Annotated in this window: 25 protein-coding genes; 22 read left to right on the forward strand and 3 right to left on the reverse strand. The window is 40.6% G+C overall.

Annotated elements, in window-relative coordinates; all coding sequences use genetic code 11:
- The first annotated feature begins 44 nt into the window (after positions 1 to 44).
- The 8 genes from QVE09_RS02945 (at position 45) to QVE09_RS02980 (ending at position 8,850) form a co-directional block, all read left to right on the forward strand.
- Complete coding sequence (locus tag QVE09_RS02945; protein WP_315935604.1) at positions 45 to 1,505, forward strand: spore germination protein; 1,461 nt, start codon at positions 45 to 47, stop codon at positions 1,503 to 1,505.
- A complete protein-coding gene (locus tag QVE09_RS02950; RefSeq protein ID WP_315935605.1) occupies positions 1,502 to 2,617 on the forward strand; it encodes a GerAB/ArcD/ProY family transporter in 1,116 nt (371 codons plus the stop codon). The genes QVE09_RS02945 and QVE09_RS02950 overlap by 4 nt, the downstream gene beginning before the upstream one ends.
- 2 nt (positions 2,618 to 2,619) lie before the next feature.
- Positions 2,620 to 3,693, forward strand: a complete 1,074-nt coding sequence (locus QVE09_RS02955) for a Ger(x)C family spore germination protein (RefSeq protein WP_315935606.1) — start codon at positions 2,620 to 2,622, stop codon at positions 3,691 to 3,693.
- A 395-nt stretch (positions 3,694 to 4,088) separates the two neighbouring features.
- Positions 4,089 to 4,355, forward strand: coding sequence for a CD3324 family protein (locus tag QVE09_RS02960; RefSeq protein ID WP_315935607.1), 267 nt, complete (start codon positions 4,089 to 4,091; stop codon positions 4,353 to 4,355).
- A 156-nt stretch (positions 4,356 to 4,511) separates the two neighbouring features.
- Positions 4,512 to 5,594: a nucleotidyltransferase domain-containing protein gene (locus tag QVE09_RS02965; RefSeq protein ID WP_315935608.1), complete on the forward strand. Its 1,083-nt coding sequence runs from the start codon at positions 4,512 to 4,514 to the stop codon at positions 5,592 to 5,594.
- Between the two features lie 256 nt (positions 5,595 to 5,850).
- The gene (locus QVE09_RS02970) at positions 5,851 to 5,997 is read left to right on the forward strand and encodes a hypothetical protein (protein WP_165789879.1); all 147 of its coding nucleotides are present in this window, start codon (positions 5,851 to 5,853) and stop codon (positions 5,995 to 5,997) included.
- Positions 5,998 to 6,317: 320 nt separating this feature from the next.
- On the forward strand, positions 6,318 to 6,674 hold the full coding sequence (locus tag QVE09_RS02975; protein ID WP_315935609.1) for a CPBP family glutamic-type intramembrane protease: 357 nt from the start codon (positions 6,318 to 6,320) through the stop codon (positions 6,672 to 6,674).
- A 244-nt stretch (positions 6,675 to 6,918) separates the two neighbouring features.
- On the forward strand, positions 6,919 to 8,850 hold the full coding sequence (locus QVE09_RS02980) for a fructose-1,6-bisphosphatase (RefSeq protein WP_315935610.1): 1,932 nt from the start codon (positions 6,919 to 6,921) through the stop codon (positions 8,848 to 8,850).
- A gap of 129 nt (positions 8,851 to 8,979) precedes the next feature.
- On the opposite strand, the gene QVE09_RS02985 is transcribed toward QVE09_RS02980, so the two are convergent.
- Positions 8,980 to 9,831 (reverse strand): aldo/keto reductase, encoded by an 852-nt coding sequence (locus QVE09_RS02985; protein ID WP_315935611.1) that lies wholly within the window; start codon positions 9,829 to 9,831, stop codon positions 8,980 to 8,982.
- A gap of 170 nt (positions 9,832 to 10,001) precedes the next feature.
- Here QVE09_RS02985 and QVE09_RS02990 point away from each other — a divergent pair, with 170 nt between their 5' ends.
- A complete protein-coding gene (locus tag QVE09_RS02990) occupies positions 10,002 to 10,451 on the forward strand; it encodes a MerR family transcriptional regulator (RefSeq protein WP_315935612.1) in 450 nt (149 codons plus the stop codon).
- Between the two features lie 80 nt (positions 10,452 to 10,531).
- On the opposite strand, the gene QVE09_RS02995 is transcribed toward QVE09_RS02990, so the two are convergent.
- Complete coding sequence (locus QVE09_RS02995) at positions 10,532 to 10,783, reverse strand: NAD(P)-dependent oxidoreductase (RefSeq protein WP_315935613.1); 252 nt, start codon at positions 10,781 to 10,783, stop codon at positions 10,532 to 10,534.
- A gap of 345 nt (positions 10,784 to 11,128) precedes the next feature.
- On the opposite strand from QVE09_RS02995, the gene QVE09_RS03000 reads away from it, so the two are divergent.
- The 6 genes from QVE09_RS03000 (at position 11,129) to QVE09_RS03025 (ending at position 16,508) form a co-directional block, all read left to right on the forward strand.
- Complete coding sequence (locus tag QVE09_RS03000; protein ID WP_315935614.1) at positions 11,129 to 11,728, forward strand: DUF2239 family protein; 600 nt, start codon at positions 11,129 to 11,131, stop codon at positions 11,726 to 11,728.
- A gap of 174 nt (positions 11,729 to 11,902) precedes the next feature.
- Positions 11,903 to 12,799: an alpha/beta fold hydrolase gene (locus QVE09_RS03005; RefSeq protein WP_315935615.1), complete on the forward strand. Its 897-nt coding sequence runs from the start codon at positions 11,903 to 11,905 to the stop codon at positions 12,797 to 12,799.
- A 247-nt stretch (positions 12,800 to 13,046) separates the two neighbouring features.
- Positions 13,047 to 13,202, forward strand: a complete 156-nt coding sequence (locus QVE09_RS03010) for a hypothetical protein (RefSeq protein ID WP_315935616.1) — start codon at positions 13,047 to 13,049, stop codon at positions 13,200 to 13,202.
- A complete protein-coding gene (locus tag QVE09_RS03015; protein WP_315935617.1) occupies positions 13,162 to 13,908 on the forward strand; it encodes an ABC transporter ATP-binding protein in 747 nt (248 codons plus the stop codon). Before QVE09_RS03010 ends, QVE09_RS03015 begins: the two co-directional genes overlap by 41 nt.
- Positions 13,892 to 15,520: a hypothetical protein gene (locus QVE09_RS03020; RefSeq protein ID WP_315935618.1), complete on the forward strand. Its 1,629-nt coding sequence runs from the start codon at positions 13,892 to 13,894 to the stop codon at positions 15,518 to 15,520. The genes QVE09_RS03015 and QVE09_RS03020 overlap by 17 nt, the downstream gene beginning before the upstream one ends.
- Before the next feature lie 355 nt (positions 15,521 to 15,875).
- Entirely contained in the window at positions 15,876 to 16,508 is a 633-nt protein-coding gene (locus QVE09_RS03025; protein ID WP_315935619.1) for a histidine phosphatase family protein, read from the forward strand.
- Positions 16,509 to 16,675: 167 nt separating this feature from the next.
- Here the strand turns inward: QVE09_RS03025 and QVE09_RS03030 are convergent, their stop codons facing one another.
- A complete protein-coding gene (locus tag QVE09_RS03030) occupies positions 16,676 to 16,933 on the reverse strand; it encodes a GlsB/YeaQ/YmgE family stress response membrane protein (protein WP_024630063.1) in 258 nt (85 codons plus the stop codon).
- 158 nt (positions 16,934 to 17,091) lie between these two features.
- Here QVE09_RS03030 and QVE09_RS03035 point away from each other — a divergent pair, with 158 nt between their 5' ends.
- From QVE09_RS03035 to aroE, 7 genes are all read left to right on the forward strand, one after another.
- Positions 17,092 to 17,799, forward strand: a complete 708-nt coding sequence (locus QVE09_RS03035) for a response regulator transcription factor (RefSeq protein ID WP_315935620.1) — start codon at positions 17,092 to 17,094, stop codon at positions 17,797 to 17,799.
- A 17-nt stretch (positions 17,800 to 17,816) separates the two neighbouring features.
- Positions 17,817 to 19,223 (forward strand): sensor histidine kinase, encoded by a 1,407-nt coding sequence (locus QVE09_RS03040; RefSeq protein ID WP_315935621.1) that lies wholly within the window; start codon positions 17,817 to 17,819, stop codon positions 19,221 to 19,223.
- 125 nt (positions 19,224 to 19,348) lie between these two features.
- Entirely contained in the window at positions 19,349 to 20,053 is a 705-nt protein-coding gene (locus QVE09_RS03045; protein ID WP_315935622.1) for a hypothetical protein, read from the forward strand.
- A gap of 367 nt (positions 20,054 to 20,420) precedes the next feature.
- Positions 20,421 to 21,443, forward strand: coding sequence for a LacI family DNA-binding transcriptional regulator (locus QVE09_RS03050; RefSeq protein WP_315935623.1), 1,023 nt, complete (start codon positions 20,421 to 20,423; stop codon positions 21,441 to 21,443).
- Between the two features lie 445 nt (positions 21,444 to 21,888).
- Positions 21,889 to 23,076, forward strand: a complete 1,188-nt coding sequence (locus QVE09_RS03055; protein WP_315935624.1) for an MFS transporter — start codon at positions 21,889 to 21,891, stop codon at positions 23,074 to 23,076.
- 45 nt (positions 23,077 to 23,121) lie between these two features.
- Complete coding sequence (locus QVE09_RS03060) at positions 23,122 to 24,309, forward strand: MFS transporter (RefSeq protein ID WP_315935625.1); 1,188 nt, start codon at positions 23,122 to 23,124, stop codon at positions 24,307 to 24,309.
- A gap of 27 nt (positions 24,310 to 24,336) precedes the next feature.
- Positions 24,337 to 25,239 carry a shikimate dehydrogenase gene (gene aroE / locus QVE09_RS03065; protein WP_315935626.1) on the forward strand — a complete coding sequence of 301 codons (903 nt, stop codon included), beginning with the start codon at positions 24,337 to 24,339 and terminating at the stop codon, positions 25,237 to 25,239.
- Positions 25,240 to 25,428 lie beyond the last annotated feature (189 nt).

The following is a 25,428-nucleotide window of genomic DNA, read 5'->3' on the forward strand; positions in this document are numbered from 1 at the left end:
ACAACCAGATGATGGTTTTGATTACTTTAATAAAGGAGAAGAACATGGTTGAAAAACACGACCCTCAATTGAAAAACCCTCAAATGTCCGCATGGCTCCATGATTTAAAACAGAAATTAAACCATATGGATGATGCCGAAATCGTTGAGCACAGAATGGGTACCAGCGCTTCAGTCCATCTTGTATATATAAAAACGTTAATCGATCAAGAGCGTTTAAACGAGGCGATTCTTCAGCCACTTCATCGATCTGCTGGCAATTTGGTTTCTTCATGCATAATGAATTCCAAAGTTTCTGAAGTTATATCGATTGAAGATGCTGGGCAAAAAATAATGCAAGGATTTATTCTTCTATACGCTTCCGTCAATGATCAATGGCTAGCTGTCCAATTGGAAAATCCTCTTGGTCGGGCAGTAGAATCTTCTCAAACGGAAACGGTTATATATGGAGCGAAAGATAGCTTCAGCGAACAAATCGATAAAAACATTACAATGTTGCGCAGGCGTTTGCCTATAACGACATTAAAAACGGAAAGCTTCACTATCGGATCACTAAGTAAAACGAAGGTTGTGTTAATGTACATAGACGGAATAATTAATCCGGAATTTGTTTCCCTTGCAAGAGAGAAAATTGGAAGTGTGGATTTCGATCAGTTTTTAGACTCTGCACAGCTTGCAGCTTTTATTGAAGATCATAACCATACGGTCTTTCCGCAATTTCTACAAACGGATCGGCCGGATGCCTGTGCCTACGCCTTAGGTGAGGGTAAGCTGACTTTATTGGTCTCCAATTCACCGTTTGCCTTAATTTGTCCCATTACATTATTTCATCTATTCCAATCGCCAGAAGACTACTTCCTTCGTTGGCCGGTAGCCAGTTTTTTACGTTTAATGAGGTATGGAAGTTTTATTATTTCTTTGACGATGATTCCTTTTTATGTTGCGTTAACGACATTTCATTACCAAATGGTTCCGCTGCCGATTCTCTTCGTATTATTGGAATCGAGAAGCAAATTGCCGTTTACTCCGTTTGTGGAAGGAATTTTCATGATCGTAACGTTGGAAATCATCAAAGAAGCAAGTTTGCGAATGCCGACCAAAACCAGTCAAACTTTAGGGGTTATTGGTGGTATTGTCATCGGACAAGCAGCTGTAGAAGCAGGTTTTGCAAGTAAAGTATTAATTGTTTTGATGGGTATATCCGCTATTGCTTTCTTTTTAGTTCCCAATTATCAAATGACAAAATCCATGGTTCTGTTGCAAGTGCTTCTTCTTATCCTTGCATCGTTTCTTGGGTTGCCGGGAATCGTGATCGGGCTGATCGGGATTCTTGCACATATCCATGCATTAACGTCATTAGGTCAACCTTATTTAGCGCCACTTTCTCCTTTTTATGGGAAGGATTGGATTGACCTCTTTATTCGCGGGCCTTTGATTTGGATGAAAACGCGTCCGAAAAATCTAAAACCACTACAGAAATGGCGACAGGAGAAGATGAAGAAATGAAGACTTTATCCTTATTCAATCAAACTTCCACCCTTGGCGGCATCCATTTCCTTTTATTGGTTAATCGTACGCAAATGCATTACTTTATTTTAATCATGCCGGTTTATTTAGTTCATTCGTATATGGTTTGGGGAATTGTCGCCTTGGGGCTACTGTCCCAACTTAATTTGATGATGCTGTCCAAATGGTTTACTTCCAGTTATGCAACGAGAGGCTATCAAGGAATTGTACAGCTTTTTGGGAAACGGACAGTTCAAGTTTTCGCAATATTTGGTTTTTTGATCATATTGTTAAAAATCTCCATCATAACACTGGGTTATGTTGAAATGCTCCATAATTTTATTTATCCATCAATGAATAAAAAGTGGCTGATCCTATTTATTCTTTCGATTAGCTTATTTGTGGCTTCACATGGAATGGAGAAAACATTGCGGTTTGTCGTCATCGCCTTTTTTTGTGGGGCTTGGATCTTAATCATGTTTATACCTTTTTTCTTTCCGCCGATTGCAAATTACCGCGATTTGTATCCTCTAATACCCACCGAATGGTCAGGACATTCATGGCAGGGCTTGTTGTTTATTTGGTCGGCATTTTCCGGTCCAGTATATTTGGTCTTTATGGTTCCATGGTTAAGCTCCAATCAAAAAATATCGAAATATCTTGTCATTGGAAACATGCTGACGATCATCGAATATTCATTATTGTTCATTGCTACGGTATTGTTTTACGGTTCGAACTTCTTAAACAAGATCAATTTTCCGGTAGTATATATGGGAAGATACATTCAAACGAGCGGTTTAGAACGAATCGATTACATCCTTATCTCTTTCCATATGTTTAATTATGTATTTGACATTTCAATTCTTCTGTTGTGTTTTTATGGAGCAGGAAGAGTCTTTATGAAAAAAATAAATGCACACACAACTCGGATCGGATTATTGTCGAGTTGGTTCGTCATTTTGATAAGTATCATCATAATGGATCAATGGTTATGGCAAACGGTTCCGGGGCAAAAGATGTTACTGAACATTCAAATTTGGCTCGGTGCAATCATTTATTTACTTGTTCCTACGATCCTTTTCACTGTGGTTAAACGAAAGGAGAGTATGTAGGCATGATACCATACAAGCATTATGGTTTATTGGCGATTGTAAGCCTTATGTGGATAGTCGGTTGCTCTTCTCCATATGTCGAGAACAATATGATCGAAGAGATCGCTCCGGTAGTTTTCTGGTCGATTGACAAGGGGACGGAGGGAAAGTTTAAAATCAGCACTTTAGTACCACCACTCATCAAAGAACAAAAACGATTTCTCTCCAAGGAAGTTGATCTTTTAAAGCAGGGAGGCAAGGAATTTAATTTAATTTATTATCGAGAATTGAAGCAGGGACAGCTGCGAATGTTATTAATCAATGAGGAACTGGCAAAAGAAGGTGGCATTGAAAAGCTGATCAATACGATATTGGTTGATCCCGATATTTCAATGCGTGTCTATTTATTGATTGTCAGAGGCGATTTTGATGAATACATAAAGAATCAATTAACAAAGCAAGAAAACCAAGATTATTTCCTTTATCGGATGTTAAAGCATTACGAGGAGCATAACCAAGGTGAAATGAGCATTGTCAATATTCATCAATTTATGAAGATGTTATATTCCCCTCTTAAGGATCCGATCCTGCCGATTTTTCATGCGGATAAGAACAATTTCAATTACGTAGGAACGGCCTTCTTCCGAAATGATAAAGAAGTAATGGTCACTCAAGACGTAAGCGATGAAATTTTTCAACTTCTGGATAACGATCATTTTTTGAAAGTTTTGGCCATTCCAAAGTTATCTATCAGTTTAGGACGTGTTCGATCCAATATTCGCATGAATCTATCGAGTGACTATTCATCCTTGTCTTTACATGTGGGATTGAAAGGAAGAATTGAGGAATACCAGGGAGAAAAGAATATTCAAAGCGAGGAACCATTGGAACATTTAATTCATGAGATTGAGGTATACCTTGAGGAACAAACGTCAGAATTATTAAAAAGTATGCAACGGTTGAAAGTGGATCCCTTAGAGGTGGGAACACATTCACTTAAGCCGTTTTCAAAAGAATTAACGGAAGAGCAATGGTTGAAATATTGGGGAAATTTGAAAATTAATGTTGACTTCGACCTCAAAATACAGCCTTTATAATGTTAAACGGCTGTCTTGATTCAAAACAAGCCAATCATTCCGAGCAGCCACGTATACGCCAATCGAACTGCAAGTAGCGGATATAAATCTCATCCATGATCAGAGGGCTAACAGTTGCTTTACCTATCGTGTCAGCCCAAAAAGACATGGTTGAACATTTGAACAACAAGCTCTGATATAATAAGCAAATAGTAGCTATCTATTTTCTATGGAGGTGAGGCTATTGAAAACAATCGGGGTAGGATTCTTACATGCACGGCTCTATGCAAAGCCAGTGAAGGATATGGCAATGCTTTGCATAGAGCCTGGGAATAATCACATTGCCAACGACGAATCGTAATATTCTACGAACTGGCTTTGCACCTTATTGATTTATTAAATAAGGAGTGAGGCCCATGAAATATTCAAAAGCCGAGTCTATTTTTCCGGAAGAATTGCTACGTATCATTCAAGAATACGTTCAAGGCGAATTGGTTTATATCCCAAAACCCAAAGAGGCGCACCTAAAATGGGGCGAGAAAACAGAGAGCAAGAGTAGGGTCTCTGCTCGAAACGCTGAGATTAAATCCTTATTCCGCAATGGAGTCAAGATAGAGGAGTTGGCGGGTCGGTATTTCTTGTCCTGCGAAAGCATAAAGAAAATAGTCTATACAAAAAACTAATGAAATCCGCTAACTCGTCGTTTCGACGGTTTAGCGGATTTTGTGCAAAGATGACTTAAGTCATTTTATACATAGTAACAGCACCTCTAAATCGATAGACTCAAGTTAAGGTTGTTGTGATGAAGGACGGCCGGATCACGAAAAGGGGTGTAACAAATGAACGAAATCATAAAGAAGAAGCTGCTGGACAAAAATGAACTGCTCATTAACATGGTGATCGAACGCGTAAAACGAGATTTTCTAGACGATATCGCCATTATTGGGCTTACTGGTTCATTTAGCACCGGTGACTTTCACGAGAAGAGCGATCTTGATTTAATTATCATTAATAATACAGAAAAGGGATGGGAAATATCCGATTGCTTCATCTTGGACGACGTTGGATATGACATCTATTGCACGCCATGGGATTCAAGAATACAAGAGCAATCCACCTTGGAGAGTCCCAACGTATCGAGCCTAACCGACCTCAAGATACTCTACTATGCAAAGCCTGAGGATTTGGAGAAATTGAACGACTTCAGGCAAAAAGCTCTTGATGCACTTGCGAACCCGATAGGAGAAGCGTGTCTTAATCGAGCAAATAAATGGATCGATCTGGCTAAGCAAGCATACAGCGATACGATGCTGGGTGAAGATATCGGTTCAGTACGATATGCATCTGCTGGGGTCCTGTACAATCTAGTCAATGCCTTGGTCAGCATGAATAACACGTGCATCAAACGAGGGATCAAGCGATATTTGGAAGAGATACGTTCGTTTCGCTATATTCCGGATGATCTCGAATCCTTATACATGTCAATCATCGAAGCTCGTACCATTGAAGATATCCGAATAGCATCTTTTAATATGTTGAATAGCGTTACGCGGTTACATAACACGATGTGTGATAACTTCATTGTTAAACCGGCTCCGACCTTTGATAATCTGAGGGGGACATACGAAGAATTGTGGTGCAACTACCGCAATAAAATTTTGAACAGTGTTATAACGAACGATGCTTCCTACGTCTTTCTTTCTGCCTTTGGAGCACATGGGTATCTTGATGAAATGGCCGAGGAAAAAGGAACCAAGAAATTTGATCTTATGCATTACTTTGATGCAAGTGATCTACCAGTTATGAAAGAGAAGTTCCTTGAAGTGATGGACGAATATCTTGACGAGTATGATAAGGTCGGCAGAGAAGTCGAACGTTTTACAACCTTTGAGCAACTATATGCTCATTATATGAATCAATGACCCTATATCCCAGTTGGTAATAAGTACGCGAACACGGGAATGTGGACAATCTACCTGATTTATTTTCCAAGTCTAATACTTTATTTTATTTGAACACAAGGAAAAAATCCTTTTACAATGATTGTCATTACGTTATAATACAATCACCAGGTAGATCACCCAACAAAAAAGTGAAATATTGTTATATTCAGTCACACTCGGCTCGTCATATTCTTGAGCCGATTATTACAACATAATAGATATCGGAGGTATGGTTATGGTCAAGAAGAAAATTTCAACAGCCATCAGCGCAGCTTTAATCGTTTCTATGCTGGCTACTGGCGTGATCGTCGCTATTGAAGGTAAAACAACGTTAGAGGTAGCGAAGTCAGCAGGGGATAAAAAGGTTGAAGTTATTAAATGAAAGCAAGACATTAATTAACCTGTAGCGGGACAAGAACATATTCCAATTAAAGTCGCTATTTTAGCGACTTTTTTTGTTTTATCGGTAAATGTTCAGGTCCTAGGCTAAGGACAAGAACTTGTACCGATTGCGTATAGATATTGATGTGCAGATTTTCTATTTTGAAACTCCAGTCGTACTTGTACAGAAACAAGCTCCTTAAACAGCGTTTTTTTCGTATTCCAAACGCCTTCCAATGAATCTCATTTAGCCAATTGCGGAATGCCTCACCCAAGCTGTTCACTAGCGTTTTCGGCGTGAGAGAAAGAGGGGGCAGTAGAGTGCCTAAACCCATTTTAACAAGCGGTTTGATCTGGGCAGCGTGGCATATTCCGGCCATTCTGCTAGGGAACTATTATTCGGGACCGTCACTCGCCTTGTCCATTGTACTGTTCCTGATTACCATCAGTTCTTTTAACTTCATAATTAGTCACCTGCGATTGAGCACAGGCAGCATTTGGCCCGCAATTCTGCTTCACGCTTCCTGGAATGCCATCATTCAAGATGCGTTTGACGAGTCAACAAAAGGAGAAAATGTCTTCCTATGGACGGGTGAGTTGGGTATGTTGGTAGCTTTAGTGATGCTGATTGCCGCCTGGATCTTTTCCAGAAAATCTGACTATATGCAGCGCATATGATTCTCTCTGGGAACGGAAAAACCCTTCTCTACTAGTAATATTCAAACTCATTCAATGAAATTTGTTCATATATGATGAACTGGAGTATGATGGGGGAAGGCAATATTGATCATCACCATATAAATAATTTTATTTTTATTGTGAACCATACAGGTAAAGAGTTACCTATTGTTCAAAAGGATTTCCCTTGGAAATTCCCTACAAAATCAATACCACATAACTTCCTTGAAGGGGGACATCTGTTTTGGATGAGCAGTTTCTAGATTTATTGGCCGAGAAATATGATACGGAAGAAAAAATCATAACAGAGATCATCAATCTTGAAGCGATCTCCAATCTCCCGAAGGGAACCGAGCATTTTGTCAGTGATTTGCATGGGGAGTTCCATGCTTTTCAGCATGTACTACGAAACGGTTCGGGTACCGTCAAAGAGAAAATCAAAGAATTATTCCGAGAGGTATGGACGGATCAAGAAATCAATGATTTTGCAGCGTTGGTTTATTATCCGGAAGAAAAAATACAGCTAGTTATAGGGGAACTGAGCAATAAGCAGGCTTTGAACCAATGGTATAGACAAACGATTGAACACATGCTTAAGCTTATTTCTTACGCCTCTTCCAAGTATACACGCTCAAAATTGCGTAAAGCTCTGCCGGAGCAGTATGTATATATTGTAGAAGAGCTTCTATACAAGACGGATTCGACCAACAATAAAGATCCTTATTACGAGGAAATATATCGGCAAATTATATCCTTGGGCCAGGCGGACAAGCTCATTATCGGCCTTGCATATACGACCCAGCGCCTGGTGGTTGACCATCTTCATGTGGTTGGAGATATCTACGACCGGGGGCCGTACCCCGATAAAATTATGGATACGCTAATCAACTACAACTCTGTAGACATTCAGTGGGGGAACCATGATGTCCTCTGGATCGGTGCCTACGCGGGTTCTCTGGTCTGCCTTGCAAATATTATCCGGATCTGCGCCAGATACGACAATCTGGACATCATTGAAGATGTATACGGGATCAATCTGCGCCCACTGCTAAACTTGGCGGAGAAATATTATGAAGACAATCTGCCCTTCAGACCCAAGCTACAGGCTGACCATAACGTATCGGAGCAGGAAATTCTGCAGATCACCAAAATTCACCAAGCCATTGCCATGATCCAGTTTAAACTTGAAAGCCCGATTATCAAGAGACGCCCGTACTTTAATATGTCGGAAAGACTTTTGCTGGAGCAGATTGATTACGACAACAATGAAATTAACATCTGCGGAAAAACGTACCCGCTGGAAAACACCTGTTTCGCAACCGTAAATCCGCAGAAGCCTGAACAATTGCTGGAGGAAGAACGCCAGGTGATGGAAAAACTGCTGTTCTCCGTTCAGCATTCCGAAAAGCTGGCCAGACATATGAATTTTCTTATGAAAAAGGGTAGCCTTTATTTAAAATACAACGGGAATTTGTTAATCCACGGCTGTATTCCTTTGGATGAAGAAGGAAATATGGAAGAAATGCAGATTGAAGACAAGACATATGCGGGCCGTCAATTGCTTGATGTTTTTGAAGATTATTTACGTTACGCCTTTGCGCATCCGGAAGAGACAGAGGATCTGGCGACGGATATGGTATGGTACATCTGGACAGGGGAATGTTCCTCGCTCTTTGGAAAGAGAGAAATGACCACTTTTGAACGGTATTTTATCCAAGATAAAGAAGCACATAAGGAGAGAAAGAACCCTTATTACCATTTACGTGAAAATGAAGAGATCACTCGAAAAATTTTGCAGGAGTTTGATTTGAATCCAGATCACGGACATGTCATTAACGGTCACACGCCAGTCAAAGAAAGTCGTGGAGAGAGCCCTGTTAAAGCAAACGGAAAAATGATCGTGATTGACGGCGGTTTTTCCAAAGCCTATCAGTCCACAACGGGCATTGCCGGATATACCTTGCTGTACAATTCCTTTGGCATGCAGCTCGTCGCCCATCAGAAATTTAATTCAAAAGAAGATGTGTTATGTAACGGAACGGACGTGTTATCTCTAAAAAGATTGGTGGACAAAGAACTGGAGCGGAAGCTGGTGAGGGAAACCAATGTTGGGGAGAAGCTGCTGCGGAAAATCTCAAACTTGAAGGATCTATTAGAATATCGCTACATGAAATGAAACGATTGCTAAAAGTACACACACGGATCAACCGTTTGAGTGCATTTGACGTAAACGCTCGTATTGGGCAGGGAAATCATCATCCCCTGCCTGTGCGAGCCTTTTCTTTTTTTATAGGTTTATTCTGGTTTACAGATCAACTTTCCAGTTACCCATCATTTTGGCGACTTCTGGATCGCGGTACGATAAGAAAAGACTCTCCCGTGTATCCAAGGCCGAAATTTGTTCAATATCTTCGGTACTCAACTCAAAATCGAATATGTTGAAGTTTTCGACGATCCGCTCTTTATTCACTGATTTTGGAATTACAACGATTCCACGCTGAACAAGCCAACGCAACACGACCTGTGCGACAGACTTACTGTGTTTTGCGGCAATCGATGTCAGCACTTCGTTGCCAAACATGTTATTAAGCCCTTCAGCGAACGGAGCCCACGACTGATGTTGAACTCCTTGTTCTTTCATAAAGGTGGCGCTCTCAGTTTGGTGATAGAACGGATGCGTTTCGACCTGGTTAACAGCTGGCACAATTTCATTGTGCACGATAAGGTCCATCAGACGGTCGGGCAGGAAGTTACTGACACCGATCGCCTTGATTTTACCTTCACGATACAGCTCTTCCATTGCACGCCAAGCGCCGTAGTAATCGCCAAACGGCTGGTGAATAAGATATAAATCGAGATAATCTAACTGTAGCTTACTCAAGGATTTGGTGAAAGCCAGCTTAGCACTCTCGTAACTGGCATCCTGGACCCAGAGTTTGGTTGTGATGAACAGCTCCTTACGAGGCACGCCACTGCGCTTGATCGCACGTCCAACCGCTTCCTCATTTAAATAACCGGATGCAGTGTCAATCAACCGATAACCAGCCATCAACGCTTCATATACTGCATTCTCGCATGCTTCAGCATCTGGAACTTGGTAAACACCCAAGCCGATCATCGGCATTTTCACACCATTGTTTAATGTTACGGTTTGCATTGTAATTCCTCCTAATGTTTAAATGTAATATGCAACAGCCCTTAGATTCAAAATTCGGGCACCTCAACAGGGCTTTCCCTTAATGGTATAGTTGCATTACAATAAACCTATCACCTTCGTGTTACACGAAGGCAAGCATACTTCGAAATTTTTTTCAAGGAGGTCTTCTCATGCACACCGTCAAAGAAGCCGCGCAGATCACAGGACTCACCGAGCATGCTATACGCTTTTATACAGATAAAGGCTTGGTGCCAAGTGTACAGCGCAATCAGAATAATATTCGAATGTTTGACGAAGAATCAATCAACTGGTTACATGGGATTAAATGTCTCAAACAATCCGGGATGCCGATCGAAACCATTAAAATATATGTTGATTTCTGTCTCGAAGGAGATTCAACGATTCGACAACGTTACACACTTATGATGGAGCATAGGGAAGCAGCTCTTGCCAAGTTTGAAGAAGCCAAACGCCACTTAGCTCATTTGGAAGAAAAAACTGCTCTATATCAAGCAATAATGGAGAACCGATCCCTAGACACAACCAATCCCGCAAACTGGGATAGAATTAAACACATGCATGGAGACGTATTTTACGCTTCCTCTATTGGTGGGGTCTAAAAGATAAAGGGTAGATAGATGGAAGAGATGTACCGCCTTTTCTTTGAGAGGAAGGTAAGGGAGTAGGGGGCGATCAATTTTCATTGCACCATAACATCATAACTGATTATCACATTACCCAGATTCCGGAGCTCATCGAAATCCACCATTTTCACAAAACCTTCCGATTGTACAATGGCATTTCTCGCATACGCCAGCACATTCATATCAAAAACACTGCAAAACGCAGCTACTTTTTTTCCGATAGCGCCCAAACCAATAATCCCAATCGTTTTGCCTTTTAATTCACTTCCTATATAGTCCAATTGATTTTCATCCATCTTGTTTTTCATGAAATCATCAAGAAAAGGCATGTTGCCGACTTTATTGAGAACAAAAGAGTGATGCCGCTCAAAATTGCCATATCAATCGCCGATTCCATCGGTTGTGATGTTCGTACGTGGAGGGACAGAACATATCCCCATTGAAAGTCGCTTTTTTAGCGGCTTTTTTTTATTTTATCGGTTTGTTATGACCTGAGCGAGTACGTACGTCAATGCGGATATCGAGGATTTTACAGAAAAGATTACTTCAATGTGCGATGTCGATATCTGGACGTAAAATAATAATACCCGGGTAATATTGTTTTTTCTTTTTACCCGGGTATAATAAACCAAGAAAGAAAAGGGAGGTATAACATGCAGACTTCACCTACTCAAATAAGCTGTACTGCTTTTTTAGAGAAAGATTGTTTTGCCAAAGGCACATTACATGACGTTGTTGGAATCGTAAAAGATACCCTGGAGAACAGTAAACTCGTACAATTGCTTATTTTTGACGATTTGACAGGTAAACCACTAGATATTGATTTTCGTGGGAACACATCTGAGGTGCTTGAACGGTTAAACAGCTCGGCTGGACATATACCGGATACGAAAGAAAATGAACAACCCTCTCGCAGGGTTGGCCGTCCCAAGCTGGGAGTGGTGTCCGGTGAAGTTACGTTGCTTCCCAGGCATTGGGACTGGCTCAAAGCTCAACCCGGAGGAGCTTCCGTAACGCTGCGAAAATTGGTGGATGAAGCTCGCCGTTTGGGAGAGAACGAAAGTACAGTTCGCACCGCACAAGAAGCAAGTTATCATTTTATGACGGCAATGGCGGGTGATTTCCCTCAGTATGAGGAGGCTTTGAGAGCACTGTATGCCGGGAATGAGGATCTCTTTAATGGGTTAATTGATGATTGGACACCTGATATCAGAGACTATATTAAGACTTTAGCCAAGGGTGCATTCATATAGGAAGAGAGTTAATAACCACTTAAATAATGTGCGCAACAGCAGTTCAAGAAGGACATCTGATTGGTCTTGAAGCTGAACATTGGGATTATGGCCATGTTGGTTCGTCAGAGCAGCATAGCGTCTTTCTTAGCTTTTTCGAATCATATATCTTATTTTTTTTAGGAGAACATCACAATGAATATGTTAATAAAAGTAAATGGTATTGATCTCGCCTATGAAAGTTATGGCAACGAATCGGACGAAACCATTCTTCTGATTGCTGGGCTTGGAACCCAAATGCTCCGTTGGACCGTTCCTTTTTGTGAGATGTTGGCTGCGCGCGGATTTCGAGTCATTCGCTTTGACAATCGTGATACCGGCCTATCCACACACTTTGACTATTATGCTACGTTGGATTTTGAAGCTCTCGCAAAAACACTGATGTCGGGACAGCGCCCGGATATTCCATACACGCTCAATGATATGTCTGATGATACGGTTGGACTGTTAGATGCTCTTGGAATAAAAAAGGCACATATCGTTGGGCGCTCGATGGGCGGTATGATTGCTCAGCTTGTTGCCAGCCGATATCCTGAGCGTGTGTTATCTCTTACTTCCATCATGTCAACAACAGGAAATCCCGAACTGCCACCAACATCGCCTGATGTAATGGCGTTAATGACTCAACCAGCACCGAACCCAATGGAGGATGAAGAAGGATACTTAGCTCATAGTGTAGCTTTTGCCAGACGTATTGCCGGTACAAGTTATCCATTTGAAGAGAAAGAATATCATTCAATCCTTCGGGAAGAGGTTCAGCGAGCTTATGATCCGGGGAGTGTAGGGCGACAAATTGCAGCTATTGCTGTTTCTGGAGACCGTCGTCCTCAACTGGCAAAAGTAAATGTTCCATCATTAGTAATCCATGGGGCGGACGACCCCATGTTTGTCCCAGTATGCGGAAAAGATACTGCTCATGCCATCTCTGGTGCAGAATTCTTGTTACTTGAGGGCATGGGACATGATCTGCCGACACCGTTGTTTGAAACTGTTGTTGATGCAATCGTACGGACAGCTCGACGCAGGAAGTAAAGTAAATTGGTCGATAGACAAGAACTTGGTTCGATTACCGAAAAGGAGTCGCTATTTTAGCGGCTTTTTTGTTGTATCGAATATTCTTTTATCTGCAAAGGGAAGGACTTACATCTATCCAAATAGAATATTGGTTTGAGTGATTGTCTATTTCCAAGATTAGTGATATTGGTCAAATAAAACGATTACCTTATTAAAAGGATTAATTATTATCCTTTTATGAAAAAAATTGAAGGGATTGATATGGATGAATACTAAACAATTATTGGATATGAATAAGAACGCAGACAATGACATGGTTGGTTTTATTGAATTTTCAGGTAAACAAAAAACGAAATGGTTTGAAAGCGAGGAACAAATAAATGGAATTGGTATTACAAAATGTAGAGAAGAGTTTTGGTGAAAAAAAAGTATTAGAAAACTTAAGTTTTCAATTTGAAAAGGGAAAAATCTATGGTCTTCTTGGGCGTAATGGCGCCGGAAAAACAACGTTATTCAATTGTTTAAGTGGCGAGATCCAAGTGGATGGCGGCAAAATGAAACTCGTTAACGAATCAAAAGCGCGTGACTTGGAAATGGATGATGTAGGATACGTTTATTCACTGCCACTGTTACCAGAATTTTTGACGGGATATGAATTTGTACGTTTTTTTATTGATGTTAACGTAGATGTGATTGAAGGACGAGGAAACAATATTGATGCCCTGTTTGATATGATGCACATTGCGCAGGATGACCGACATAAGCTCATTAAGCATTACTCGCATGGAATGAAAAATAAAGTTCAAATGTTGTTATTTTTACTCATAAAACCTGCAGTGATTCTGTTGGACGAACCTTTAACTTCCCTTGATGTCATCGTTGCGAGTGAGATGAAACAATTGCTACGTGATTTAAAAAAAGATCATATCCTAATTTTCTCGACCCATATATTGCAATTGGCAACGGATCTGTGTGATGAGTTAATTATTTTAAATCATGGGAGTTTAACACGGATTTCACCTGAAATCCTTACTCAGCCCAACTTTGAAGAGCAGGTCATTGAATTATTACGGCATGAAAGCCAAAATGAAAGTACGAAGGAGAACGCCGATGACGGGAATCTTTAGTACAATTTCTCGCATGTGGCAGTTACAGATGATTACGCTGGTCAACCGTCTGATCTATTTCACACAAAAGTTACCGTTTGTAGGTCATTTAATCAGTGAACAAACGTATGCTGCTTTTCGGACAAAACGTACCATCGGTGCAATTGCGGTTATTTTATTATTTGTCGCTGGGTTATTGGAAAGCTTATTATATTTCGGGGGAATGCTTGCATTGCCCATGCTCTTATGGACGGAAAATGTAAATAGTACGGAGCATTTTACCCTTTTTCTTCACATGTACTTTTGCATAAGTGGCGTAATGGCTGGGGTAACGAGTGCAAAAGTGCTGGAATCAACCAAAATGAAGTATATATCTGTCCGACTTATGCGGATAATCCCAACCAAATTTATGCGAGCTACGCTATTTTATCGATATACGACATTTTTCTTTTATCAAGGGATTGCAATTACTCTGGTTTCGGTTCTCTTTACCTTTTCAATGACTCATGCATTGCTAATTGTGGGCATTATGACTTTTTGGCGAGTGATATGTGAATTTTTACACCTGGCATTATTTAAATGGAGAGGCATTGTTCTTGTACAGAAAACATGGGCTACGAGTTTAAGCTTGTTGCTGGCACTGACTTTGGCTTACCTTCCATTCACAAAACTGAACCTTCCTCTATTTGGATCTGTGATATTGGATCAGCCATGGCTTATGACACTGATATCGTTGTCCGGGGTTATCTGTGGGTATGTTTTACTAAAACATACAGATTTCACATCTGCAGTGCACGCAGTTACAAAACATGCTGATCCATTGTTGAACCCAGAAATACGGATTGCTGATCTTCAACAGAGAATGGCTCAGTCAAAAGAACATGATCTTAGCAGGCCTACCTCGTCTAACCTTCATGTCAACGAGCAGCGCACATTCGAAAAAAAGGGATACGAGCAATTACACAAAATTTTTGTTACCAGGCATACCGCTCTCCTCCGTGCACCGTTCCACAGACGTTTATGGGCTATTATGATCATAGGCATACTCCTACCTTTGTTGGTACTCATTTTTAAAGATCATCTTTCACCACATTCAATTGAAAGATTCTCACCTTTAATCATTATGTTCATGCTAAATCTGACCGTAGGAAGCCAGATTTGTAAGGCTCTATTCTACCATGTTGATAAGCCGTTAATGCGCTATCCATTTTACCGTCAGCATGCGAAGCAGCACTTTCTGTTACGATTTAGAAGTATATTAAGCATCAATCTAAAGTTAGGTTCTTGTTTAGCAGCTGTAGTAAGTGTATCTATACTTGTATTAACTGGAGGACAGGATATACGTTTACTACTTCCTATCTGGGTTATAACCATTGCACTGGCTGTATTTTTCTCAGTACATCATCTGTTGTTATACTATGTGATTCAACCTTATACAACGGAGTTGGAAACCAATAGTCCTCTTTTCTCACTCGTAAACAGCCTTATTTCATTGGGTTTTGTTGTGGCGATGTTTCTAGGTCCTCCACTATGGGGACTAACCGCTGTGATCATGGTGTTGACTTTAGCCTATCTATCCAGTACTGTCCTTCTCGTAACCAAATATGCTCCAAACAATTTTAGACTAAAATGAGAAGGAGACTCCAAAGAGTTGAGATAGTTAACGATGTAATATCAACAAAATTCAGCTATTAAGGGCTGCACGTGTGAAAAATGCCCTGACAAAGATAGACGATGACCCTAATCTATCTGACGATGATCGAATAATACTGGTACGCAGTCTGCGTAAGCTTGAGCCTATGGAACAATATATTTTTAACACAGCGCATATGAAGAAAATATATGGTGATGTTTTTGTTGAACGATTTTTCAGTAGTCTGGATTGTAACATTGCGTAGATTTTCTTGAATGATTCCGTAGAATAGATGAAGCGGGTTGTATAAGTTATCTCAATAAGGGGGAGTGTAGAAGAAAAAAGGTGGAAGAAAATGTACCGATTATTCCTGTTTGTGCCCTGTTTTTTTCTGTTGCTTGGAACAACTTATAGTGCCTGGGGAGCAGAGATTACCGGAACTTCTCTCATAAAAGATCTTCAAAAAGGCGGATACATCCTTTATATCCGACATGGAGACGCAACTGTAGGGGAAGATCAACAAAACTTTAGTCTAACAGATTGCACTACGCAGCGGAATTTAAGTGTATTGGGAAAGGAACAAGCTGAAAAGTATGGAGAGGCTATCCGTAAATTAAACATTCCCGTCCAAATACCCGTAGAAGCAAGCCCTTTATGTAGAACCCTGCAAACGGCTCAGATTGCTTTTGGTACACAACAGGTAGAAGTAAATGAATTCTGGTTAAACATATATAATCTCAGTCAAAATCCGAGCACTGAAAAAATAAATAGTACATTGCAAGCATTTACAGATGAAATTGAACAAATACCTCCAACTCATGTTAACAGAGTAATTATAGCTCACTCTTTTCCTCCCGGGATAGGACTAGGAGAACTCGCGAGTATGGAAACCGTTATTCTAAAACCACTGGGAGATCAAAAAGGGTATGAGGTTATTGGGAAATTGACATTAGAAGATGTTTTACAACTAGTCGGAATGTCAAATTAAATTGAAGTTTGTAATTCAAGAGACAAAAATAAAAAAAGGACCGTAAGTGTTCATCTTCCATCGATGAATGCTTTTGGTCCTTTTATGTTATCCTTTACCTTTATGCCTGGGCAGCATCTTTATAAACATATCTAATGAACGACGGTATCGGTTCCCGCTTCTCTTGGCTAACGTCTTCGGAAGGCTCCGCCGCGTGCCAGAGCGAAAAAGATGAGCAGGGCAATAATCGAGCCAACGATGGCGGGAATAATATGAAATCCGCCAATCACCGGCCCCCTTGGTCCCAGCAATTCCGTTCCTAACCAGGAACCGATAAAACCCGCAATAATGTTCCCAAGTACACCGCCCGGTACGTCCCGCCCAATCAAGTTGCCGCTTAACCAGCCAATAAGTCCACCAACAATGAGTACCCAGAGCAGATCCATGGATTGTTCTCCTTTCTTCGGGTTTATTACAAGTTATGTTGAGCTGAGTGGAATATACCTCACCTTCCAGTTGGTGGAGGAATCTAAAGTGTGTGTGCTAAGATGGGTTAATAGATGATTGAAGCTGGTGAAAACAAGGCTAGATAGGGGGTGTACAGTTGAAGAAAATCCTAGTCATTGATGATGAAATCGCAATTCGAGATCTAATTGAGCTGGTGCTAAGGCGAGAAAACTACGATGTGCAGACCGCAGAGGACGGCAAAACGGGCTTGCAGCTGCTTGACTCTTTTCAACCCGATTTAGTGGTACTTGATCTGATGTTGCCTGACTGCTCCGGATATGACCTGTGCAAGGAAATCACCGTGAAACGTGCCGTTCCTGTGATCATGCTCTCTGCCAAAAATGAGGTGATCGACAAGGTGTTGGGACTAGAACTAGGGGCGGAAGATTACATGACCAAACCCTTTGATAATCGTGAATTGCTCGCTCGGATCAAGGTGATTCTGAGAAGAAACGAGAGCAAGGAAGAATCAAGTGAAGGAATAGAAGTGAAATCTACACGCATCATTCATGAAGAGCTGACATTTGATCTGGAAAGCCGAAGAGTGCTGAAAAACGGTGTACCCGTGTCTTTAACGGCCAAAGAGTTTAAAATTCTGGAAACGTTACTCAAAAGACCAGACAAAATCTTTACCCGGGATGAGCTGCTGCAGATCGGATGGGGATATGACTTCATGGGAGACAGTCGCAGTGTGGATATGACCATCATGCGATTACGGAAGAAGCTCGAGGATAACGCGGACGAACCGAAGTATGTCAGGACGATCTATGGATTTGGCTATCAACTTGGAGGTGGCGAGGCCTGAAGTATGCAACCCGGTTATTGCTGAATTATTTATTTTTCTCCGTGCTGTCCTTTGGCATCATCATTTTTGCGGTGAATAAAGCTATCGATTACTACAGCTTCAATACCATTCAGAAACAGATGATGGAGAAGGCAGATCTGTCGGAGTTGTCCTTCCGTGAGGTGTTGGCACAGCATAGGTCATCGTCAGGAGAGCCCCAGACGAAGGAAATTGTCAAACTTGCTCTGGAGAAGCTGAAAGCTTCAGGCAAGGAAGTACGTATCTATGACAGTTCCAAGCAATTGCTGGGCCTGGCTGTGGATGGCATCATCATTAATGATGGCAAACCGCTTATTTTTGACAAAAATATTGAGAAAGCCCTGAGCGGCAGTTATGCCTACACCGTCACGGAAGATCATCTGCTTTATTTTGCAACGCCCATTCAGGATCAATTTTACGAAAACGCTTATGTGTATGAGTTCGTGGAGGACATTTCCTACTTTTATGCAATTATGGATCAAATCCGTTATATCTTGTTTGTCGGCGCAGGCGGATTTATTATACTGATTACTTTATCCAGTCTGTGGATTGCCCGCAACACAACCAAGCCTATTAAACTGTTGCTTGGCGCTGCGCAAAGTTTCTCTAAACAGGAGTTTCGGAGAGTTCAACTCAACCGGAAGGATGAGCTGGGCATGCTGGCAGATGGGCTGGATTCCATGGGGCGGCAGCTTCATGATTACATTCAGTACCAGAAAAAATTTGTCTCCAACGTATCTCACGAGTTAAAAACACCCTTGGCAGCTATTCGTGGTTTCTCTCAATACTTGGTTGAAGGGGAGACGGAGAACAAGGAGTTGCAAAAAATCTATGCGCATCTGCTGCAGGAATCGGATCGGCTGACGCGCTTGATTAATGAGCTGTTGTTGTTATCCCGATTCGACAAAGCTGGTTCTAACGAACTGGAAGTTGAGAAGACGGAAATGAATGAACTGATTCAGGAAGTCACAATGAATATGGGAGCCAAGGCTAAGGATAAAGGGATCGAGATCAAAGTTAGTCAAGCGGAGGAAGAACCGGATGATGAGGGTACGACAAGAGTTTACGCCAACGTAAATCCAATGCTGATGTCCCACGCAATCGCCAACCTTGTGGACAATGCCATCAAATATTCAGGCAGTTCATCGCTAATCGAATTAAAGTTGGAGCACACGCCAAGCGAGGTAGTTATACGGATACGTGATCAAGGGATCGGCATCGCGGGCGATGAGCTGGAGCGAGTGCAGGAACGTTTTTACCGGGCGAAAAATGCAAGCACAGCGAACGGTTCAGGTCTTGGACTTTCCATTTGCAAAGAGATTGTAGAGCGGTTTAATGGATATATCGACATCGAAAGTCAACTGGGAAAAGGGACGACTGTTACGATTGTATTGCCTCGTGCGTAGACCTGCATTTAAACCCAAGCCTAAATAGGTAACGTTACAAGATTGGTACATTTCTGTTATGAGACTAACAAATGTTTTAATTATAATCACTTCATAAGAACAAATCACACATTTATGGAGGGATCATGATGAAGTTAACAAAGAAAGCTGCAGGTTTTATCGTACTAGGTGCTTTACTAATGGTGGCATTAACGGGCTGTCAATCCAGTGAAGCTACATCTCCAGCAACCGGACAGAACACAGCAAATGAGCAGAACACAGACGAAGGTGCAACAAATGCTAATGCGCCTGCTTCCGAAAGTTCTGAGGAAAAGGGTACTGAAGCTATTAAAGAAGGTTCTATGGAGAAGGAAGGCAATGTGGTGCTGAAGGAGCTTGCTTTTGTTTATAATGAGCACACCATTGCGATTTCGGATACAGCGAATGAAGATCAGATGGAACAGATGCTGGGCAAACCGAATAACCTGAAATCTCATACGTACAGTGCTGACGATGGAACAAATATGGATAACTTGATCGGTTTTACGGAAAAAGTATACACGTACCCTGGTCTGGAGATTAAAACCATCAGTATACCTGAGGGGAAACAAGACTCCATCTTTCATATCGAAATCACAGATCCTAAGTACGCGACAGCGCGAAACATTAAAGCAGGAGATAGCCTGGAGACACTCAAAAACGCCTACCCTGAGGGGAAACTGCTTGGTGATGGAGCCCCTAATGAGGAGGATGACTTCCGTTACGAGCCATCCAATTATGTGGATGTGATGTCGTTTCATATCAAAGATGCCAAGGTGGAGAGCATTCAGATCTACAGCCTTCTGGACTAATATTTAGTGGTCGATGTTGGTAAGACATTCGTACGATTCACCTTAAATACCTGCCCTGGAGAGGGGCAGGTATTTTCTACTATTGTCCAAAAGAATCGGCATAGAACATTGGGATTATATTTATTCTAATGAAAGGAATCGCTCCAGTTTGTCGAGTGACTAGAACATATTTCCATTGAAGTCGCTATTTTAGCGGCTCTTTTAAGCTGATGGCAGGTTGCATGGTGATAAGGTTTTTCTGATTGTCTAGGAGGGTAATATAACTGTATTATCTGTACCCAGGCTGTTACGATCAGATATAATAGAAAATGGTTATTAGTCAGATTATATAGTAACAATATACTTAGAAAAGAAGTTGGTGGAGTAGATGAGAAAAAACACAAATTCAAAAAAACGAATAACCCTGAAGGATGTAGCAGAGCACGCAGGTGTTTCTACAACGACTGCTTCGCTAGTGGTTAGAAATAATCCCAGAATTCCACAAGTCACTCGTGAAAGAGTTTTAAATTCGATTGAGGAATTAGGTTACATCTATGACAGGGTAGCTGCAAATATGCGCTCACAAAGTTCAAATTTGGTTGGAGTCATTGTGACCAATATTGCAAATAAGTTCATTTCAGAATTTCTGATTGGAGCACAAAATAAACTTGAGGAATTCGGATACACCGTATTACTCGGTACAACTTCTGACAATGCAACAAAGCAGCAAAATTTAATCTCTACTATGATAGAACATAGAATTGACGGTCTGATTTTAAATCCTTCTTCCATTAGTTTAGAAAAGACCGTAAAACAATTAAATAATCTGAAAACCCCTCTGGTACTAGCTAACCGGGAATTGTACAGCATTAGCGCTGATTATGCAGGTATCGACTATGAAGAAGGAGCATACCTGGCTACGACGCACTTAGCCAAAAAAGGACATCAAAGAATTGCATTTCTAGGTGGTGTCAAAGAATCTTCGACATGGGTAAAAAGGATGGATGGATATCGTAAGGCCTTCAAAGACCATAATCTAGAACTCGAAGAGAGTATCATAATAGCTAGCGATCCTACAAGCGAAGGAGGAGAGGAAGCTGCGAGGGTATTATTAAAATCCCCAAATCCTCCTTCAGCCATTTTTTGCTTTAGTGATTTGATTGCTTTTGGAGTCATGAAAGTCTTAACTAAAGAGGGCATCGTTGTTGGTCGTGACGTAGATGTTGTCGGATTTGATAATATACCTGACGCAGAAAATTACCACCCGCCTCTGACGACGGTCTCATCCTTTCCTAAATTGATAGGCATTCAAGCAGCCAAGCTTCTGCATAGCAAGATTATTGGTGAGAATGAAGGAATTCAGCGTATGATTCTTAAACCAGAACTGGTCATAAGAGATACATCTAAATAGAAAATATTACCCAAAAAAAAAAATGATGGATGAAAAATGAAAAACACCTCCGAGTGAGAAAATGGATCGTGATCTAACGTTCCAAGTATCGTTCGAAGGTGTTTTTTGCTTTTCACATTTTAATACTTTAGATAGCTCCACGAGAACACAGAATATAATAATTAAAAACTCCTGTGAAATTAATCACAATATTGACACATTTTTTTATGAGGAGTATAGTAAGTTTTGCGCACAAATTAGTATATCGATATACTTGATTTAATCCATATAATTATAAGTATAATTCATCCAAATTAATTTTATTTTGTACATCGATATACCTCGGTTTATGCATCAAGGTATATTTCCTAATATAGGAGTACAGAATTGTATCATTAGGGGGCAAAGAAATGTAATTATTATATATCGAGTTGTTGAACTTGTATTTTGGCAAAGGGGACAACACATGAAATATCCGCACCTAAAAATGGGATTGGGGATTTACCTAAGTTATTTACTATTGGGAATGGTCAGTATCATGCTCGCTTCCAATATGAATTTTTTATCCGAGCGACTACATGTTGCCCCAACAGACATCAGCTTGCTTATCTCTGTTGTTGGGATTGGCCACTTAGTAACAATAAATATTGCAGGTAAGTTATCCGATCGTTATGGCAGAAAACCTTTGATCATTGCAGCTGCGTTGCTATACGCTGTTTTTCTTGTTGGAACACCATTAACAACTCACTTTCAGATTGCGCTCTTATTCGCTTTTTTAGCCGGAATAAGTAATTCGCTTCTGGATTCCGGTTCTTACCCGGCCTTGAATGAAAGTTATCAAGAAGCAGCAGGCACTGCAATTGTGTTAATAAAAGCATTTATGTCAGTAGGAGCTATCATTCTACCGGCTTTAATAACATTTTTAATGTCTAAAGAACTATTTTTTGGTTATGCATTTTTCATTCCTGCCATTCTGTTTGTTTTTTTAGGTATGTATTTTGTGACCATTCGCTTTCCTGAAATGACTGCCCAAAACTCCGACAAGGAGAAAAACGAGAAGCTTTCCAGTGATCAGAAGACTGACTTGTATAGTTGGAAAGAAGGTTCTGCTCTGGTCATTATCGGTTTTTTTTCTGTATCGTTGTCAACAGTCATTCAGACATGGCTGCCCACTTATGGTAACCAAGTCTTACAGCTAAATGAGAAAAAGGCAGTAGAGTTACTTAGTTTTTACAGCATGGGTGGATTAATCTGTATCTTGGTGCTTGCTTTCTTATTGAAAAAGTTCATTAAACCTATTACGGCAATGGTCGTTACACCTGGAATAGCAACCGTCGTTTTAATTGTACTGCTGGCGTTCCGTAATCCAGTCATTGCTCCGTTTATTGCATTTTTTCTTGGGTTGTTCACCTCAGGAATGTATCAATTAGCTATGACGGTGATGATTGATTTATTTCCAGCTAAAAAAGGGGTAAGCGTATCTTATGTAAGTGCTTCTGCTAGCGTAGCTTTTATGGTTATTCCTTTTATCACAAGTTTACTCGTTAAACATATAGGAATATCTGCTGTGTTTTATTTTGACTTATGTATTGCTGTGATGAGTACATGTCTAGCGCTTTATTTATCAAAGCAAATAAGATCAATATCAAAATAATGTTTCACTCAATATTTGCTTGTAATATACACGGAGGGGAAGCAAATGAAGAATCCATATATTAAAACGTCCCTTGGCATGTACTTGAATTACTTTATGCTTGGGATGATCAATATCATTATAGCTTCAAATATGAGTGCCCTATCAGATAACTACAATCAACCTGTTGAAAAGATTAGTTTGCTTGTTTCTGCAATCGGTATTGGTAAGCTAATAGCCCTATTCTTTGCCGGCCGGTTGTCCGACAAAATCGGTCGTAAACCAATCATCATTACAGGAAGTTTTCTGTATTTACTGTTCCTTGTTGGTATTCCTTTAATGTCAAGTTATCCTGTAGCCTTTGTATTGGCCATCACTGCCGGAATAGCAAATTCATTACTGGATTCAGGAACATACCCAGCATTGATTGAATCATTTCCTAAGAAATCCAGTTCGGCTACGGTTTTGGTCAAAGCGATCATGTCCATCGGAGCCACGTTACTGCCATTCATTCTCGCGTATCTAGTTGCCAACGATATCTCTTGGGGCTGGTCATTTTATGCTTTGGGAATCTTGTTCCTGATCAGTGGAATTTACTTGATCTTTATGCCGTTCCCAGCGTTTAAGTCCAACTCAAAAGATGAAGCAGATAGTGCAACCTACAAAAATCATTTCAAGGAAGAACCGAAGTTTTGGGGAGAAGGATTGGCAATCATCCTCATCGGTTTTACTTCCACAGCATTGTTTGTGGTTTGGCAAACATGGCTTCCAGAGCTTGGGTCAAAATATATTGGACTAAGTGAGAATGTCTCGATAAAACTGTTAAGTTACTTTAGCATTGGGGCATTGGTTTCGGTACTTTTGCTTGCAGCTGTATTAGACAAGTTCATAAAACCAATTACTGTGATGATCTTATATCCAACGATAGCCTTCCTATCCATGCTGAGCTTGTTCTTTATTCAATCATATACAATTGTTATTATCATGACGTTTATCTTGGGATTGTCCACTTCCGGTACCTTCCAATTGGCTATCACTATAATGACAAGATTCTTCGTCAAAAACAAAGGAACGACAACATCTTATGTGAATATAGCAGGAAGTGCTGCTTTTATATTGGTTCCCTTCATATCGAGCTTCTTGGTGGGACAGATCGGTATTTCCATGACACTTGTTTTTGATATGGTCATTGCATGTTTGAGTGTATTGCTTGCAGTTTTTGTACTTATCCGAGGAAAAAAAGTGTTTCAATAAAAATTCAACTCATAAGGAGTCTTTCAAATGAATAACGATAAAAATCTTGCCAAAATTGACGCAAAAACAACTTTAGTTGGATTACTTGCAACACCAATCGGACATAGCGTTTCCCCACAAATGCACAATGTCGGTTATACGATCAGTGGGTTGAACTATGCATACTTGGCTTTTGAGGTTGGGCCAGAGAAGTTGAAAGAAACAGTTGAAGGTATGAAAGCAATGGGCGTTGCAGGATTCAATGTGTCCATGCCAAACAAAATCGATGTTATTCAGTATTTGGACGAGCTGGATGATACCGCTAAATTCTCAAGAGCCAGTAATACCGTCGTCAATAAAAATGGCAAGTTGGTCGGATATAATACGGACGGATTAGGTTACGTAAAAAATCTTGAAGAACATGCAGTCGAGCTAAACGGAAAAAAAGTAACTTTAGTCGGTTCTGGAGGTGCTGCAACACCGATCGCTATTCAGTTGGTTCAATCAGGCATTAAAGAGATTAGTATCTTCGCCAGAAATGACAAATTCTTCTCCAAGGCAGAAGAAAATGCAGCATATATTAACAATGAGATGAAACACTTCGGCGTGAAGGCTAACGTTTTCCCTTTGGAAGATAAAGAAGCATTTCGTAAAGAAATCGCAGAAAGTGCTATCTTAGCGAACGCTACAAGCTTGGGCATGAAACCATTAGATGAATTGAGTATTGTTGACGATGTAGAAGATGTGTTACGCAAAGATTTGGTAGTAACCGATGTTGTATACAATCCTCGCAAAACAAAACTGTTAAAACAGGCCGAAGCTGCTGGTGCCAAAGCGATTAACGGTCTCGGTATGGTGTTATGGCAAGGCGCACTTGCTTACAAACTATTCACAGGAGAAGATATGCCAATTGCAGAGGTGAAAGAGAGCGTATTTGGTACAGAAATATGAATGGATAATAGGGTAAGTTGATATTAGAGTTATTACAGTTGAATACCAAAAACTGCTCTTATTAAAGCCGCTATGTTTAGCGGCTTTTTTCTTTTTCCGGTATAAGTTCGTTTCCCGAGCCAACGACACACTGGTTACAGTGAATTTGCAACTCAGTCTATTTAAACGCTCGGAGCCTTATTCATAAGC

It is taken from the genome of Paenibacillus sp. ClWae2A, assembly GCF_032452295.1.
Taxonomy (GTDB): Bacteria; Bacillota; Bacilli; order Paenibacillales; family Paenibacillaceae; genus Paenibacillus.